Genomic DNA, 15,842 nt, shown 5'->3' with positions numbered 1-15,842 from the left:
GAGGTCAGAGGCAAGGTCAGCCCGCCTCTGCGCTCATCAAGCAGCACCCTCAAGCCGCCAACGCGAACCGGCTGTCCTCCGGCCGAAATCCCACCAGCGCCGCCTCCTTGGCGATGTTGACCCGCATCGCCGCCCGCGCTACTTCCAGCATCGAAGGCTCCAGCCCGTGCTGCTGTCGCTCCACCAGGAACCCGAGCACGAGCGCCAGATGCCAGATCGACGTGCTGCCCGCGTGGACCGGCGCGGGGAAGCTCGCGGCGTGCGTCACCATCAGCTTGCGCATGTTCTGCCGCGACATGCCGACGAGATCGGCCACGTCCGTGAGCCCCACGAGATCCGGCCCGGCCTCGATCAGTTTCGCCCCCGCCATCGCGCGCTTCACATCGGCCAGGGCGCTCAGGATCGCCTCCTCGGCCGACGCCGCTTCACGGGCGAATTCCAGCCCGAGGTGACCCGCCACGCCCAGCCCCACCAGCGCGTCCGTGCAGCCGGCCGCGCCCAGCCGCTCCACGATCGTGTCCTGATCGGCGCCGTCCTGCGGATCGAGCCGGTACTTGAGGGTGAATTCGTATTCCATGGTCGGGGTCACTCCGGATCGGTGAACTGTTGCTGCTGCTGGCGATGCGTCGTGCAGTTGTCGATGACTCGCCGAAGCTGACGGGCATGGGTGTCGGGGCTCTTGGGCGTGCTCCAGACGCTGGTGATGCAGAACTCGCCGCATCGGCACTCCGTGTCGTTGTACGGGCAGTACAGCGAGCCCCAGGCATGGCCGCGCCCCGTGCTCTCCTTGATCCGCCAGCCTTGCGCCTCGGCATGACGCAGGGCCTTTTCGATGTCCTTGTTCGGATGCGTGGAGCGGGTCATGACGGATGTGCGGACGTTATGGATGGCACGAAAGGTTGTCAAGTGACAACTCTTCGGTCATGAGGGAAAAATTGGGCGATCATCCTGCCATGAACACCGCCGCCGTCCGCGCCGCCTGCCCGCACGACTGCCCCGACACCTGCGCGATGCCCTTCGAGGTCGATCCCGCGACCGATCTGGCGCTGTGGGCTGCGTGACAATCTCGCCCCGGAGGCGAGGGGCACAACATGGCGGGGAAGATTTTCATCAGCTACCGGCGCAGCGAGACCGCGTGGGCGGCGCGGGCGTTGTTTGAGCGGCTGGCCCGGACGTTTCCGGACCGGGTGTTCATTGATGTGGAAAGCATCGGCTACGGGCGTGATTTCACGCAGGAAATCGACCGGCACCTGAGCGATTGCGAGGTGATGTTGGCGGTGATCGGGCCGACGTGGTTCGAGGAACTGAACGATCGGCTGGAGGCGGGTGAATCCGATTTCGTGCGGCTGGAGTTGTCGCGGGCGCTGGTGCGCGGGATTCCGGTGGTGCCGGTGCTGCTCGATGGCGCGAAGATGCCGCGCCCGCGTGATCTGCCGGACGATCTGAAGGCAGTGTCGGTGCGCAATGCGATGGGGTTGGTGGCGGACGACGGGTTTGACTCGAAGCTGGCGCAGCTTGTGAGGCAGATCGGACCGATGCTGACGAGGGCGGCGCCTGTGGTGGTGACGCCGGCTGTCACGTCGCCGCCGGTGACCGTTCGCAACCGCCCTTCATGGATGCACGATGAAGGCACCGATCAGTACGGTCGCTGGTGCGAGTTCAAGGTCGGCAACGTGGTGCAGCGGATGCGCTGGATCGAGCCGGGGACGTTCTGGATGGGGTCGCCATCCAACGAACCTGAGCGGCAGGAAAACGAACTGCGTCACCGTGTCGTGCTGACAAAGGGCTACTGGCTGGCGGACACCGCTTGCACGCAGGCGCTGTGGGAGGAAGTCGTCGGCGCCAATCCGAGTAAGTTCCAAGGGGATCTGCAACTGCCCGTCGAGCAGGTGAGTTGGAACGACATCACCACGGTGTTCCTGCCCAAGCTCAACGATCAGGTGCCGGGGCTGAACCTTGAATTACCCACTGAGGCGCAATGGGAATACGCCTGCAGGGCAGGGACGACGACGCCGTTTTCGTTCGGCGAGCAGATCACGCCGGAGCAGGTGAACTACAACGGCAACTACCCGTACAACGGCAGCAAGAAAGGGACATACCGCGAGAAGACGGTGCCGGTGAAGGCGTTGCCGGCGAATGGCTGGGGTCTGTACCAGATGCACGGCAACGTGTGGGAGTGGTGTGCAGATGGGTTCGGGGACTATCCGCCCGGGGAGGCCAAAGACCCAGTGTGCCCTCAAGACAATAGTACCCAGCGAGTGTTTCGCGGCGGGAATTGGCTCCAAGGCGGCAAGTTCTGCCGCTCTGCCCGTCGCAACGCGAATGCGCTGGTTACCCAGGACTACCGCATCGGCTTCCGTATGGTCCGAGGGCTTGCTGACCAGTGAAGCAGACCCGCACCGGGTCCGAAGGTGTAGCCCCGGCATGTGTTCATGGACGTGAACGGAACTTTGTACATCCAAAAACGTACTAACATTTCCGCATGCACACGCAGTTCGAATGGGATCCAGAAAAAGCCGCCAGCAACTGGACCAAGCACCGCATTGACTTCGAGACGGCTGTGCGTGCCTTCGCCGACCCGTTCATGCTGACCGAGCACGACCGCATCGAGCACGGCGAGCACCGCTGGCGCAGCGTTGGCATGGTGGACGGGCACCTGATCCTGTTCATCGCCCACACCGTGCGGGAAGAAGAGGGCGATGGCATCGAGGTCATTCGCATCATCTCTGCCCGCAAGGCCGACCCCAAGGAAAGGAAACGCTATGAGCAAAACCGTTAGGTACGCGATCGACCTGGCCCACCTGCCGCCGCTGACCGAGCAGCAGAAAGCCGATCTGGCGGCCTTGGCGCAGATGCCCGACGCGCAGATCGACTACAGCGACATCCCGCCCACGCCGGACGAGTTCTGGAACAACGCCACCCGTGGGCGTTTCTACAAGCCGGTCAAGCAGGCGACGACTGTGCGGGTCGATGCTGACGTGCTCGCCTGGCTCAAGGGGCAGGGCAAGGGCTACCAGACCCGCATCAACGCCATCCTGCGCGAAGCCATGTTGCAGGCGCTTCAGAAACCACAGGGTCCGGCATGAACGCCCCCACCACCGCTGCCCTGCGCACCGTCCGCGCCGCCTGCCCCCACGACTGCCCCGACACCTGCGCGATGCAGGTCAGCGTGGACCCCGCCACCGAGCGCGTCGTGCGCATCCAGGGCCGCGCCGAGCATGTGACCACCCACGGCGCGCTCTGCACCAAGGTCTCGCGCTACGCCGAGCGGACATATCACCCGGAGCGTGTGCTGACCCCGCTCAAGCGCGTCGGGCCGAAAGGCGCCGGCCAGTTCATCCCCGTCACCTGGGACGAAGCACTCGCCGACATCGCCACCCGCCTGAAGGCCATCGCCGCCCGCGACCCCGAGGCGATCCTGCCCTACAGCTACGCCGGCACGATGGGCCTGCTGCAGGGCGAGAGCATGGCCGCGCGCTTCTTCCACCGCCTCGGCGCCTCGCTGCTGAACCGCACGATCTGCGCCTCGGCCGGCGGCGACGCGCTGGCGGCGACCTACGGCGGCAAGGTCGGGATGCACGTCCGGCATTTCGCCGAGAGCCGGCTGATCGTCATCTGGGGCAGCCACTCGATCGCGTCGAACCTGCATTTCTGGACCTTCGCGCAGCAGGCCAAGCGGGCGGGCGCCAAGCTCGTCTGCATCGACCCCCGCCGCACCGAAACCGCCGACAAGTGCCACGCACACCTGCAGCTCCGCCCCGGCACCGACGGCGCGCTGGCGCTGGCGCTGATGCACGAGCTGATCGTGAACGGCTGGCTTGACCAGACCTACCTCGACGCGCATGTGCAGGCCGAGGGCTGGCCCGCGCTGCGTGAACGTGCGCTGCAGTGGCCGCCGGAGCGTGCCGCCGAGGTCTGCGGCCTGCCAGTCGCGCAGATCCGTGACCTGGCCCGCGACCTGGGCACGACGCAGCCCGCCGCGATCCGGCTGAACTACGGCATGCAGCGCGTGCGCGGCGGCGGCAACGCGGTGCGGCTGATCGCGCTGCTGCCGTGTATGACGGGCGCGTGGCGGCACCGCGCGGGCGGGCTGCTGCTGTCGGCCTCGGGCTGGTTCAACGCGGTGCGCGATGACGCCGCCCGCCAGCGCCCCGACCTGCTCGCCGGCCGTCGCCCGCGCACGCTCAACATGAGCACGATCGGTGACGACCTGCTGCGCGAGACCTCGCCCGGCTTCGGCCCGAAGGTCGAGGCGGTCATCGTCTACAACAGCAACCCGGTCGCGGTGGCGCCCGAGTCGCCGAAGGTGGTGCGCGGCTTTGCGCGGGATGACCTGTTCACCGTCGTGCTCGAACACTTCCTGACCGACACCGCCGACCACGCCGACTACGTGCTGCCGGCCACGACGCAGCTCGAACACCTCGACCTCCATACCAGTTACGGCCACACCGACGTGCTGCTCAACGAGCCGGCGATCGCGCCGCTCGGCGAGTCGCGGCCGAACACGGACATCTTCCGGCGTCTGGCCGCCGCGATGGGCTTCGACGAGCCGTGTTTCCGCGACAGCGACGAGGACCTGGCGCGCCAGACGCTGCGCGGCGCGGTGACGTATGAGGCGCTGCAGGCGTCGCCCGGCTGGCTGAGCCTGCCGATCGCGGACGCGCCGTTTGCCGAGGGCGGTTTCCCGACGCGGGACGGGCGGGTGCAGATCGACGTGCCCGGCCTGGGCCTGCCGGACTTCGTGCCGCCGTGGGAGTCGGTCGCGTCGGCGCCGGCGCTGGCGGCGCGCTATCCGCTGGCGATGATCTCGCCGCCAGCGCGCAATTTCCTCAACTCGACCTTCGTCAACGTGAAGAGCCTGCGCGACATCGAGTCCGAGCCGGTCGTCGAGATCCACCCCGACGACGCTGCCGTGCGCGGGCTGGCCGACCGGGCGGCGGTGCGGGTCTTCAACGACCGGGGCAGCTACCACTGCACGGCGCGTGTCAGCACCCGCGCCCGCCCCGGCGTGGTCAACGGCCTGGGCATCTGGTGGCGCAAGCTCGGCGTGCGCGGCACCAACGTCAACGAGGTCACCCACCAGCAGCTCACCGACATCGGGCAGGCGCCGTGTTTCTACGACGTGCTGGTCGAGGTGGAGGCAGCGGGGTGAGGGCGCTTCGGACGCTGGCCCTCATGCTGGCCGCTGTGCTGTCGGCATGCGCGACGACGGCGGCGGACGATGTGGAGTCGGCCTGGCGGCCGGGGTACCTGTGGCAATCGGTGGCGGGCCATCTGCGGATGCTGGCGGCGGCGCGGCCGGTGGACACCGTGCTGGCCGACCCCGCCACGCCGGACGACCTCCGCCAGCGGCTCGAACTCAGCCGCGAATTGCGCGACTACGCCAGCCGCGCGCTGGCGCTGCCGGACAACGCGAGCTACCGCCGCTATGCCGACCTCGGGCGGTCGGCCGCCGTGTGGAATGTGGTGGCCGCGCCCGAGCTGTCGCTCAAGCTGAAGACGTGGTGTTTCCCGGTGCTGGGCTGTGTCGGCTACCGCGGCTATTTCGACAAGGCCGAGGCCGAGACGCTCGCCGCCGCGCTGCGGGCGCAGGGCTGGGAGGCGAATGTCTACGGCGTGCCGGCCTATTCGACGCTGGGCAAGCTGCCGGGCAGCGTCTTCGCCGACCCGCTGCTCAACACCTTCCTGCGCGGCGCGGAGGTCGATCTGGCACGGCTGATCTTCCACGAGCTGTCGCACCAGGTCGCCTATGCGGACGGGGACACGACGTTCAACGAGTCCTATGCCACGGCCGTGGAGCGGCTCGGCAGCCAGCAGTGGCTGGCGCAGGGCGGCCGCGAGGCGCAGATCGCGTCGACCGCAGCGCTGGACCGCCGCCGCACCGAGTTCCGCGCGATGACGATGCGCGCCCGCGACCGGCTGGAGGCGCTCTACCGCAGCGCCCTGCCGGACGAGGACAAGCGCCGAGAGAAGGTGCGGCTGATGGCCGAGCTGCGCGCCGAGTACACGCGCTGGCGGGATGAATCCTGGGGCGGTGACCGGGCGTATGACGCCTGGTTCGACAGCGTCAACAACGCGCGGCTGGGGGTGCTGGCGGCCTACAACGCGCAGGTGCCGGCGTTCGAGCGGCTGTTCGAGCGGATGGGGCGGGACTGGCCGCGCTTCCACGCCGAGGTGCGCCGGCTGGCCGCGCTGCCCAAGGCGGAGCGTGACGCGGAGCTGGCCTCGCCGCTCACTTCAGCGATTCGATGAGGTCGATGTAGTCCTGGCGGGCGGTGTCGGCGCCGGTGCCGGCCAGCGCGGCCCAGGCGTCGAACTTGGCGCGGGCGACGAAGTCGGTGAAACCGGGGCGCTCGCCGCTGGCGTCGCCTTCGGTGGCCTGCTTGTAGAGCGCGTAGATCTTCAGCAGGGTCATGTTGTCGGGGCGCTCGGGCAGTTGCTTCGAGTCGGCGACGGCCTGGACAAAGGCAGAGTGCAGATCGGACATGGCCAATGGAAAGAGGCAGTGACGGAGCGGCGCAGTGTAGTGCCGCTTCATCACTGCCTCGTCGTCCCGCGTCCCGATGGGCATGGACGGTGTGCTCAGAATCCCATCCGGGCCAGCAGGTCGTCGACTTCGTTCTGATCGTTCACCACATCCGTGCGGTTTCCGGGATCGACCACCGGGCCGTGCAGATCTTCCTCGTGGACGGTGGCCAAGGCCTTGTATTCCGGTGCAACCTGGAGGAGCAGCTGGATCAGGTTCTGCTCCAGCTCGCCGGTGAGCTTGACGACCTTGCTGACGATCTGCCCCGTCAGGTCGTGGAAGTCCTGGGCCACCATGATGTTGGTCAGGTGGTCGTCGATGCGGTCGGTCGAGCCCTTGGCCTGTGCGATCGAGGCGAGCAGCCTCTGGGTCGCCGCTGCGTCCTGATGTGGCTGGCTGGCGAGTTCCTTGCGCATGGACTCGGCGGCATCGCTGATGCTGCGTTGCTCAAGCTTGGCGGCATCGACCGAATTCAGAACCTTTTCCGCAGCTTCGGACGTTTTCCTGGCGATGTAGTTCAGTCGGCTGCGCGCATCGGGCAGGGCCTGCGTCGCGGCCTGCAGGTCTCCCATCAGGCCCATCTGTGCGATGGAGTCGTGCAGCTTTCGTGTGAGTTCACCGATCTGCCGGATCACCTCAGGCGATGCGTAGTGCGTTTGCTGGTCAGTCATGGCGGTCTCCGCGGGTTACGCCGTCACAGGCATTTTCTGGATGATCTTGGTGACTTTTTCTTCCAGCGTGGCTTTGGTGAACGGCTTGACGATGTAGCCGGCCGCACCGGTCTGGGCTGCCCGGACGATGTCTTCCTTGCGCGCCTCGGCCGTCACCATCAGCACGGGAATATGGCAGAGCGCCGGATCCTGCTTGATCTGCCCGAGCAGCTCGAAGCCGTCCATGTTGGGCATGTTGATGTCGCTGACGACGAAGTCGATGCGGCTGTTGCGCAGGGCTTGCAGGGCGGTGACGCCGTCTTCGGCTTCTTCAATGTGCTGACAGCCCATTTCCTTGAGCAGTCCGCGCACGATTCGGCGCATGGTGGAGAAATCATCGACGACGAGAAAGCGGAGATCGGGGCAGGCTGGCATGACGAATCCTTCAGCGTGAATGGGCCGTGTACGGTGTTATCGGGCAGGAACTGGTGGACTTGAGGCGGCCGCCTCGGCCGCTTCGGCTGGTATGGCATTGACGGTCAGTGCGTCGCCGCTTTCGTAGAAGCGCTCCTCGGCTTCGCGTGTCATCACGATGATGCTGATGCGGCGGTTCACGGGATTGCGCGGATCCTGCTTGTCGAAGGGCACGCTGGCGGACAGACCCTGTACCCGCAGCACCCGCTCGTCCTTCAGCCCGCCCGCGATCAGCTCCCGCCGCGAGGCGTTGGCGCGGTCGCTGGACAGCTCCCAGTTGCTGTAGCCGACCACGCCGCTGGAGAAGGGCAGGGCGTCGGTGTGGCCTTCGAGCGTGAGCTTGTTGGGCACCTCGGTCAGCACGCTGCCGATGGCGCGCAGGATGTCGCGCATGTAGGGCTTCACCTGGTCCAGACCGCTGTCGAACATCGGGCGGTTCTGCTCGTCGACGATCTGGATGCGCAGCCCCTCGCGGGTCATGTCCAGGCGGATCTGCGACTTGAACTGCGCCAGGGCAGGCGAGTTCGAGACCACTTCCTTGACGCGGTCGCGCAGGCTCTCCAGTCGCTGCTTCTCGGCCTGGGCCTGGTTGGCCTTGAGGGCCTGGAGCTGGTAGGTCTTGCGCTCTGCCTCGGTCTCGCCGCGCCTGACCTGACCGCCCGCGCGGTTGATGTCCTCGCCGCCGCCCCGGATGACCGACGAAGAGTCACCTGAGCCGGAGCCCCCGCCCAGGAGGGAGATCTTCAATGGGGACTGGAAGTAGTCCTGCAGCCCCTTCTTGTCGCCTTCGGTGGTGGAGCCCAGCAGCCACATCAGCAGGAAGAACGCCATCATGGCCGTCACGAAGTCGGCGTAGGCGATCTTCCAGGCGCCACCATGGGCACCATGGCCACCCTTCTTCACCTTCTTGATGATGATGGGCTGCAGTTTCTTGGAATCACCTGCCATCGGAATCTCCAGGGGTCACGTCGTCGTCGAAGCCCGTGGCGCGCAGGTGCACGGGCATTCCACAGGGGTCACTTCTTCTTGACGTGCTGTTCCAGCTCGGAGAAGGTCGGGCGCTCGGTCGAATACAGCACCTTGCGGCCGAACTCGATGGCGATCTGGGGGGCATAGCCTTGCATCGAGGCCAGCAGCACGGTCTTGACGCACTGCAGCTCCTTGCTGTCCTCGTCGTTCTTCTGCTCCATCAGCCCGGCCAGCGGCTCCGCGAAACCGTAGGCCAGCAGGATGCCCAGGAAGGTGCCGACCAGCGCCGAGCCGATCATCCCGCCCAGCACCGCCGGCGGCTGGCCCACCGAGCCCATGGTGTTCACGACACCCAGCACCGCGGCCACGATGCCGAAGGCGGGCAGCGCACCCGCCAGCCGCGCGATGGCAGCGGCAGCGCCATGGGTCTCGTGGTGGTGGGTCTCCAGCTCGGTGTCCATCAGGGCCTCGATCTCATGGGCGTTCAGGTTGCCCGAGACCATCATGCGCAGGTAGTCGCAGACGAATTCGGTGACGTGGTGGTCATTGCCCACGACGGGAAACTTCTGGAACAGCGCCGAGGCGTGCGGGTCTTCGATGTCCTTTTCGATCGACATCAACCCTTCCTTGCGGGTCTTCTGCAGGATCTCGAACAACATCGCCAGCAGCTCCATCGCGCGGGCCTTGGAGTGCTTGGAGGCCTTGAAACAGCCCGCCAGACCCCGGCCCGCTGCCTTCAGCACCTTCATCTGGTTGTTGGCGACAAAGGCCCCGAGCGCACCGCCGAAGATGGTGAGCATCTCGAAAGGCAGGGCCTTGATGATGACCTGCATGTTGCCGCCGTGCATGGCGTACACGCCGAAGATGCAGCCGATGGCAACGACCCAGCCGATGATGACGAACATGAGAGACCTTTTCCTCAGATGACTTCACGGGGCGCTGCGAAGGCGGGCAGCCCCGCGATCAGCACCGTGATTTGCATATCGGTCAGTGGGGCTCGGCACTTGAGTTGCCGTCGTGCAGGCCGCTGCCGGTCGCGGGGCGGGTTTCACGGATTGCATACACCCAGACCGGGCGCTGGCCCGGGTGCTGCAGACGGGCGTGGGGCCGCAGTCCCTTGGCCTCGAACTCCAGGCTGACGAGCCAGCTGCCTGGGCGCATCTCGCGGCGGGCCTTCTCGACGGCGCGCGGCATGCTCTCCGGGCGCTGGAAGAGGTAGACCAGATCGTGCTCGGCCCAGGACTGCGCCCACATGTCGCCCTGGCGGATCTGTGCCCAGGGGCAGCGCAGTGCGGCGATCAGCCGCCAGGGGAGGCTCCATTCGATGCCTTCCAGACGCGCTTGAGGCCAGACCCGGCGCAAGGCCTGCAGGCCGTGGCCGAGGCCGCAACCGGCATCCAGCACATGGGCGTTCGGTGGCAGGGCGATCAGCTCGTCGAGGCCGTCCAGCGCCGTGGTGCCGGTCGGGAACAGGGGCGCATCGGACCACGCCCGCACCGGATACGCCACCGCCAGCAGCACCAGCGGCAGCAGCCACCACACCGCCGACCAGCCGCTGGCCAGCCCGCTGAGCGCGAAGGACAGCGGGAAACCGGCGACGATCATCAGCCGGCGCCAGCGCGACGCCGCCAGCATCGCCAGCGCCCCGCCGATCAGCACCGCACAGGCAAACGCCAGTCCCGCGCGCAGGCCCAGTGACTGCAGCCCCAGCCAGTGTCCCCAGGCGAGCGCCCAGCACAGCAGCGCGGGCAGGGGCCACGGCAGACGCTGGGCGGACATCCCCAGGCGCGGAGGCGATGTCTTCAGCGGGATGGGGCGCGGGGCGCGCAGAGCCGACGGACGTCGCAGGGTGGCGGGCATGGTCGCGCCTCAGATCGTGGTGGGTGTCGGGGCGAGGGCACGGGAGACGATGTCTGTCTTCAGCTCCGTGCTGGACACATGGTCGGTGCGCGGCAGGTAGACCACGTCACACAGCGTCCGGAATTCGTCGAAGTGCCCGGTCCAGTCGCTGCCCATCACCAGCGCATCCGCGCCGTAGGCTTCGATGTCGCGGGCCTTCTGTGCCCAGTCGCGTTCGGCGATGACTTCGTCGACATGGCGGCAGGCCTGGATCATGGCGACCCGGTCCGCATAGGGCACGACCGAGCGCTTGCCCTTGACCGCATTGAACTCGTCGGTGGACACGGCCACGACCAGCCAGTCGTAGCGCTGCTTGATGCGCTCGAACAGCCGGACATGTCCGATGTGGAACAGGTCGTAGGTGCCGTAGGTGAGCGCGATGGAGTGCAGCCGGGCGGGATGCCGCAGGCGTGCCGGGCCACCCAGGAACTGGACCTGGGTGTGGATCTGGGTCAAGGTCGGGGTCTGGGTCATGGGGGGCTCCCGAGGGGTGTCACAGCGCAGCGGCCAGCTCGTCCAGCACCAGGTCGCAGAAACGCTCGCCTGCCCGGCCGTCCGTGTGGTCGAACAGGCGCTGGCGCATCGCGGCGCGGACGTGGGCGAACTTGCCGGCCTGTGCGTCCGGCTGGCGCAGCATGTCCAGCAAGGCCTTCGCCGATGTGGCGAGCGGGCCAGGGTGTTCGTCCAGCTTGGCGTCGAAGAGCTGGCGCGAGCGGGTGATGTAGTCCTGGTGGTCCGGCCGGAACAGCACGATGGGCCGGTCCAGCAGCAGGTAGTCGAACATCACCGAGGAGTAGTCGGTGATCAGCAGCGAGGTCTCGCGCATCACGGGGTACAGGTCGGTGCGCGGCGTGACGAAGCGGGCTGTGGGAATGGCCAGGGCGAGCTGGGGAATCAGCGGGGATTCGACCGGGTGCACGTTGACGATCAGCAGGTCGCCACGCTTGGCCAGTCCTTGCGCCAGCTGCTCCAGCCCGGATTCGAGCAGCCAGGTGCCGCGCCGGGCATCCCGGAACGTCGGGGCATAGAGCACCACGCGCTGTCCCGCTGCACGGGTCTTGCGCGCCAGCGTGTAGATGTCCTGGTCGACGTTCAGCAGGTCGGCGGCGTCCGGCTCGCGCAGCAGCACGTCGTTGCGCGGGTAGCCGATCGGGGCGTACTGCGCGAAGCCGAACCAGCGGCGCCATTCCGGCTCCTGCGCGGCCGAGGTGCCGACCAGGCGGGTGTAGGGACCGCAGGTGGACAGCACCCGGGCGAAGCGCGCGGACATCTGGCGCAATGGCGCGAGGTTGCGCAGGCCGATTTCCTTGATCGAGATGCCGTGCCAGAGCTGCACGTGGCGAGCGCCAGCCAGCAGCGCGGCGGCGTAGGGGTTCGGGTTGAGCAGGTGGTCGCAGGTCACCACGACGGCCGCGGACAGGGCGGCGTGGACATGTTCCGTGCTCCAGTCGTTCGGGTTCAGCGGAAAGCAGGCCTCTCCCAGCGAGGTCACCGCCTGTTCCTGCTGCGCGGTCTGCGGCAGGAACCAGGCGGTGATGCCCTCCTGCCGGGCGCGTTCGCGGAAGGCCAGCCAGGCGTACTTGACGTTGCAGCCGAAGTAGGTGGTGCCGACGAAGACGACGCTGCGTTCCTTGGGATGGAACTGCGCGGTGCGCGTCAGCTCCTGGCAGGCCTGGGCCAGTTGGGTCTGCTGCTCCAGCGCCTGTACCCGGCGTTCCAGTGCGGCCAGGGCCGCCGGGTCTGCTGCAGGCGCTGCAGGGGTCGACGGCGCGGGTTGCTGCAGGTGCAGCACGGCGTCCACCAGCTGTTCGATCGCTTGAGAGATCTGGCCACCGAGCGCTTCGGTCGCCTCGATGCGGGACAGCAGGTCCGCCATGGACGGCGTGGGGCTGGCCGGGGACAGCGGGCGCTCCGGGGTGGCGGTGTCGGAGGAATGCAGGTGTTCGCGCATGGGGCTGGCCGGGCGGGTGGGGTAGCTGTGCATGGTGGCAGTCGGGGTCAGTCAGCAAGGCCCGAAAAAGCGCGCGCGGCTGTGGCAGTTTTCGGCACTGTCCGACGGGCGCCGGGCGGGCAACTGGCACAGGCCATCCCCGCATTTCGACCCGCTGCTCGCGCAGGGCACGGCCTAGATTCCGTCGATGCACCCGACCGCCGCCACCCGTACCGCACCTCTGCATTCGTACCCGCGTCACCAGTCCGTGCAGGACTGGATCACCGGGCTGCCGCCTTCGCTGGAGGCGGCGCAGCGGCTCCGGCAGATGTTGCCGCTGGTGGCTGCGGACATCGACCCCGAAGACCGGCTGGCGCTGCACCGCCACCTCTGGCAGCTCTGGCGGTCCGTCGATGGGGCGACCCGCTCTGCCGCTGCACAGTGGCTCGATGGACGGCTGGCACCGTGGTGCCGCCTGATGGCGGGCGAGTGGGAGGCGCCGGCGACCTGGCTGGGGCTGGCGGAGTGGCATCTGGTCCGCTCTGGCCACTGCCCGCAGGCACCGGACTATGTGCTGGCACTCCTGCACTCCCATGGCCAGACGGGCAGTGCGGCACGGCCCGAGGCCCAATGGGCGGCCGTGCGGGCGCGGCTCGATCTGGACGACCAGGCGCTGTCGCCGCAGGAGGCCGAGCGGCTGCTGGGACAGACCGTCTCGGTGGTGGAGGCTGGCTGCGCCCCGTGGGCCGAGGGCATCGCGCGCATCTTCGAGCTGGCGGTGCGCGTCGGCAATGCGACGCTGGCCGCGCAGACACTGGTGCAATGTGTGCAGGGCGGGGCGGCGGCGGTGCTGTCACCGCGGTGGTTCCGGTGCTGGCTGGAAGGTGGTGACGGCGTGCTGGCGCTGAGTGCGCCGCTGCAGATGCAATGGCTGCAGCCGGCCCGTCTGCCAGACCCCGCCTGGCGGGCGCGGCTGCTGCTGGCCTTGCGCCGCGCGTCGGTGCGCGAGCGGGTGCAGAACTTATGCACCGCGCTGGACGGCGGCTCGGCCAGCGTGCCGCCCGCACCGGAGTCTCCCGGCTGGCGGATGCTCGGCGCGCTGGATGCCTGCCACGACCTGGCCGCATGCGGTGAGCTGCCAGAGACTGCCGCGCGCACCCTGATGGACAGTGGGGCGCTGGCACCCGCCTCGGTCGCTGCGCTGTGCCGCGCGCTGGCATTGCAGGCGATGGACCGGGGCGATGCGGCGACGGCGTTCCGTGCCTTGGCCGAAGCGCGTGCGGCCGACAGCGATGCCCTCGCGCGCCAATGGTTGTCCGCCTTGCTGAAGTTGCTGGGCGATGAGGGTCTGGCCAGCGTGCAGCAGCTGTGTGCCCAGCTCGACAGCGGGTCCGATGGTGCGGCCGGTGGTGAAGAGCTGGCCCGATGGCAGCGGCTGGCCTGCGATGAGGAGGTGCCCGATGCCTTGCGCACGCTGGCGCGGGCCATGCTGGCGCGCGGGTGGCTGGACGGCGCGCTGGAGGCCCGTGCCACCGACCGCCGCCGTGATCTGCGCCAGGCCGAGGCGTTGTGGCGGCGCCTGGCTGACGACATCGACCATGCCGGTGAAGCCCAGCGTCGCCTGACCAGCGAGCCCCTGCGGGACTGGCTGCCCTGGCTGGCGGAGGGCCCGGGCCGTGAACACCTGTGGATTCCGCCCCAGTCGGAGCCTGCCAATGGCGAGCTGCTGATCGTGCTGTCGTGCCTCGAAAGCCGGCATGGGTTCGCGCAGGTGCGGGGGCTGCAGCGGGCCATGCCCGGCCACCATCTGCTGTTCGTGCACAACCCGGAGTTCAATTGGTACAGCGGGTCGGTGTTCGAGGAACTGGCCGAGCTGGTGCGTGCGCGGGTGCTGCCCGCGTTTGCGCCGGCGCGGGTGAGCTGCTACTTCGGCAGCATGGGCGGGCACGGGGCACTGAAGCTCGCGATGCAGTTCGGGTTTCGGGCCGTCGTCTTCAATGCCCAGACCGATCTGGACCTCTGGGCATGTTTCCGTCCCCAGGAGCGGCAGCGGCTCTGGGCGGCGGCAGAGGGTGCACGAATCAAGGTGCCACCCGGCACGGACACACAGGGGGCCTCGTGCTACCTGGCCGTCGGCAGCGACACCGCAGACCGCGAAGCCCTGTCCTGTCTGATCGCTTCGCTGCGGGACTGCCGACATGGGCAGTTCATCGTCGAGAAATTCGCTGACCCGCACCACGCGGGTCTGGTGCGGCGCATCGCCCGCCAGGACATCCCGGACTTCATCGGGCAGGCGGCGCAGCGACTGACCGCACTGCAGGCCTTGACGGCGCAGCCTCCCGGCATGGTCGCCGTCGCCCCGCACCAGCAGGACAGCTTCTGGGCCCAGCTGGATGCGGCCGCTGCGCTGAAAGTGGAGATCGTCTGGCGCGACGGGCGGCTCTTCATCGCCGAGTCGACCCGCTGCGGGACCGTGCCAGTCTGATCCCGTGTCCGTTCAAGCCTTGGGCATCAGCAGGTGCCGGAAGCTGTCCAGCCGGCGGTAGCTGCGGCCCAGGCTGTTGCCGAGCAAGGTGAGCGTGCGCGCGGAGTAGAACGAGATGTGGCCGTTGCGCGGGGCGACGTACCAGTCGTTCACCCAGTCGCCCTGCACCTCGGCCATGTCCTTGGTCGACAACAGCACGATCCCCTGCGCGGCGGTGTAGGAGTTCAACTCCGCGAAGAGTCGCAGCGGATCGGGCACATGTTCGGCGACCTCGATGCAGATGACGAGATCGAAGCCACCCTGGGCGGGTTTCACCGGGTCACCGTGAAACGGGTCGTATTCGGTGACGTGCGCGTAGCCCGCTTCTCGCAGCAGGCGGGCCGTGTGCCCATTGCCGCTGCCGTAATCCAGGATGCGGACCGAGCGGTTGTGGATCAGGTGCTGGACGAGCCTGCATGTGTTCTGTGGGCGCTCGGTCGCGAAGTTCGGATCGAACAGGGCGTATTCGTCGTTGTAGATGTGGGCTTGAAAATCCTCCGGGCTCCAGTCGTCGAAGGCATTGGTGAAGGCGAATTCACATTCGGCGCAGCGGTAGTAGGCGATGGGCAGGCCGCGCACCTGGGCACGCTTGGCGTTGTAGCCGAAGCAATCGCGGTCGAAGTCCACGAAGCCGGACAGGCTGGCGCTGGATCCACAGCATTTGCAGGGCTGCGCGGTGGCGTGGGTGGCCGGCAGGGTTGCGGCGCGGGAGGTGGGGTGTTCCAGCGTGGTCTCCACGGGAGTCTCCTTGATCGGTACTGCAGGGCAAAAGAAAAAACGGACCCTGGCACTGGGCCGAGGGTCCGCATGAAAACACCGGGAGCGGTGTCGGGAGAACGGGGGGTGTGCGTCAGCGCATCTGCACATCAA

Annotated in this window: 17 protein-coding genes; 6 read left to right on the top strand and 11 right to left on the bottom strand. The window is 67.8% G+C overall.

Annotated features, from left to right (window positions below):
* Positions 1 to 49: 49 nt before the first annotated feature.
* Both U5O44_RS11050 and U5O44_RS11045 read right to left on the bottom strand, forming a co-directional pair.
* Positions 50 to 577 (bottom strand): helix-turn-helix transcriptional regulator, encoded by a 528-nt coding sequence (locus U5O44_RS11050; RefSeq protein WP_322588531.1) that lies wholly within the window; start codon positions 575 to 577, stop codon positions 50 to 52.
* An 8-nt stretch (positions 578 to 585) separates the two neighbouring features.
* Entirely contained in the window at positions 586 to 864 is a 279-nt protein-coding gene (locus U5O44_RS11045; RefSeq protein WP_322588530.1) for a hypothetical protein, read from the bottom strand.
* A 227-nt stretch (positions 865 to 1,091) separates the two neighbouring features.
* Here U5O44_RS11045 and U5O44_RS11040 point away from each other — a divergent pair, with 227 nt between their 5' ends.
* The 5 genes from U5O44_RS11040 to U5O44_RS11020 all read left to right on the top strand — a co-directional run bounded on the left by U5O44_RS11040 (position 1,092) and on the right by U5O44_RS11020 (position 6,252).
* A complete protein-coding gene (locus tag U5O44_RS11040; protein WP_322588529.1) occupies positions 1,092 to 2,387 on the top strand; it encodes an SUMF1/EgtB/PvdO family nonheme iron enzyme in 1,296 nt (431 codons plus the stop codon).
* Positions 2,388 to 2,482: 95 nt separating this feature from the next.
* A complete protein-coding gene (locus U5O44_RS11035) occupies positions 2,483 to 2,779 on the top strand; it encodes a BrnT family toxin (RefSeq protein WP_322588528.1) in 297 nt (98 codons plus the stop codon).
* A complete protein-coding gene (locus tag U5O44_RS11030; protein WP_322588527.1) occupies positions 2,763 to 3,086 on the top strand; it encodes a BrnA antitoxin family protein in 324 nt (107 codons plus the stop codon). The genes U5O44_RS11035 and U5O44_RS11030 overlap by 17 nt, the downstream gene beginning before the upstream one ends.
* Complete coding sequence (locus U5O44_RS11025) at positions 3,083 to 5,152, top strand: molybdopterin-containing oxidoreductase family protein (protein WP_322588526.1); 2,070 nt, start codon at positions 3,083 to 3,085, stop codon at positions 5,150 to 5,152. The genes U5O44_RS11030 and U5O44_RS11025 overlap by 4 nt, the downstream gene beginning before the upstream one ends.
* Positions 5,153 to 5,175: 23 nt before the next feature.
* Positions 5,176 to 6,252: an aminopeptidase gene (locus tag U5O44_RS11020; RefSeq protein ID WP_416222167.1), complete on the top strand. Its 1,077-nt coding sequence runs from the start codon at positions 5,176 to 5,178 to the stop codon at positions 6,250 to 6,252.
* Here U5O44_RS11020 and U5O44_RS11015 read toward each other — a convergent pair.
* The 8 genes from U5O44_RS11015 to U5O44_RS10980 all read right to left on the bottom strand — a co-directional run bounded on the left by U5O44_RS11015 (position 6,233) and on the right by U5O44_RS10980 (position 12,502).
* Positions 6,233 to 6,487, bottom strand: a complete 255-nt coding sequence (locus U5O44_RS11015; protein WP_322588524.1) for an acyl-CoA-binding protein — start codon at positions 6,485 to 6,487, stop codon at positions 6,233 to 6,235. The genes U5O44_RS11020 and U5O44_RS11015 overlap by 20 nt on opposite strands.
* Positions 6,488 to 6,582: 95 nt before the next feature.
* Entirely contained in the window at positions 6,583 to 7,197 is a 615-nt protein-coding gene (locus U5O44_RS11010; RefSeq protein ID WP_322588523.1) for a protein phosphatase CheZ, read from the bottom strand.
* Between the two features lie 15 nt (positions 7,198 to 7,212).
* Entirely contained in the window at positions 7,213 to 7,611 is a 399-nt protein-coding gene (cheY, locus tag U5O44_RS11005; RefSeq protein ID WP_322588522.1) for a chemotaxis response regulator CheY, read from the bottom strand.
* A gap of 36 nt (positions 7,612 to 7,647) precedes the next feature.
* A complete protein-coding gene (gene motB, locus U5O44_RS11000; protein WP_322588521.1) occupies positions 7,648 to 8,598 on the bottom strand; it encodes a flagellar motor protein MotB in 951 nt (316 codons plus the stop codon).
* A gap of 68 nt (positions 8,599 to 8,666) precedes the next feature.
* The gene (gene motA / locus U5O44_RS10995; RefSeq protein ID WP_322588520.1) at positions 8,667 to 9,524 is read right to left on the bottom strand and encodes a flagellar motor stator protein MotA; all 858 of its coding nucleotides are present in this window, start codon (positions 9,522 to 9,524) and stop codon (positions 8,667 to 8,669) included.
* An 82-nt stretch (positions 9,525 to 9,606) separates the two neighbouring features.
* Positions 9,607 to 10,479, bottom strand: a complete 873-nt coding sequence (locus U5O44_RS10990) for a class I SAM-dependent methyltransferase (protein WP_322588519.1) — start codon at positions 10,477 to 10,479, stop codon at positions 9,607 to 9,609.
* 9 nt (positions 10,480 to 10,488) lie between these two features.
* Positions 10,489 to 10,992 carry an FAD synthase family protein gene (locus tag U5O44_RS10985; protein WP_322588518.1) on the bottom strand — a complete coding sequence of 168 codons (504 nt, stop codon included), beginning with the start codon at positions 10,990 to 10,992 and terminating at the stop codon, positions 10,489 to 10,491.
* 19 nt (positions 10,993 to 11,011) lie between these two features.
* Positions 11,012 to 12,502 (bottom strand): CDP-glycerol glycerophosphotransferase family protein, encoded by a 1,491-nt coding sequence (locus U5O44_RS10980; protein WP_322588517.1) that lies wholly within the window; start codon positions 12,500 to 12,502, stop codon positions 11,012 to 11,014.
* 154 nt (positions 12,503 to 12,656) lie between these two features.
* Here U5O44_RS10980 and U5O44_RS10975 point away from each other — a divergent pair, with 154 nt between their 5' ends.
* A complete protein-coding gene (locus U5O44_RS10975; RefSeq protein ID WP_322588516.1) occupies positions 12,657 to 14,933 on the top strand; it encodes a hypothetical protein in 2,277 nt (758 codons plus the stop codon).
* A 12-nt stretch (positions 14,934 to 14,945) separates the two neighbouring features.
* Here the strand turns inward: U5O44_RS10975 and U5O44_RS10970 are convergent, their stop codons facing one another.
* Positions 14,946 to 15,710 (bottom strand): class I SAM-dependent methyltransferase, encoded by a 765-nt coding sequence (locus U5O44_RS10970; protein WP_322588515.1) that lies wholly within the window; start codon positions 15,708 to 15,710, stop codon positions 14,946 to 14,948.
* Positions 15,711 to 15,842: the final 132 nt, after the last annotated feature.

This window comes from Sphaerotilus sp. (assembly GCF_034519685.1).
GTDB lineage: Bacteria > Pseudomonadota > Gammaproteobacteria > Burkholderiales > Burkholderiaceae_C > Sphaerotilus.
The sequence above is the reverse complement of the archived record's forward strand: the minus strand, read 5'-3'. Positions and strand labels throughout refer to the sequence as shown.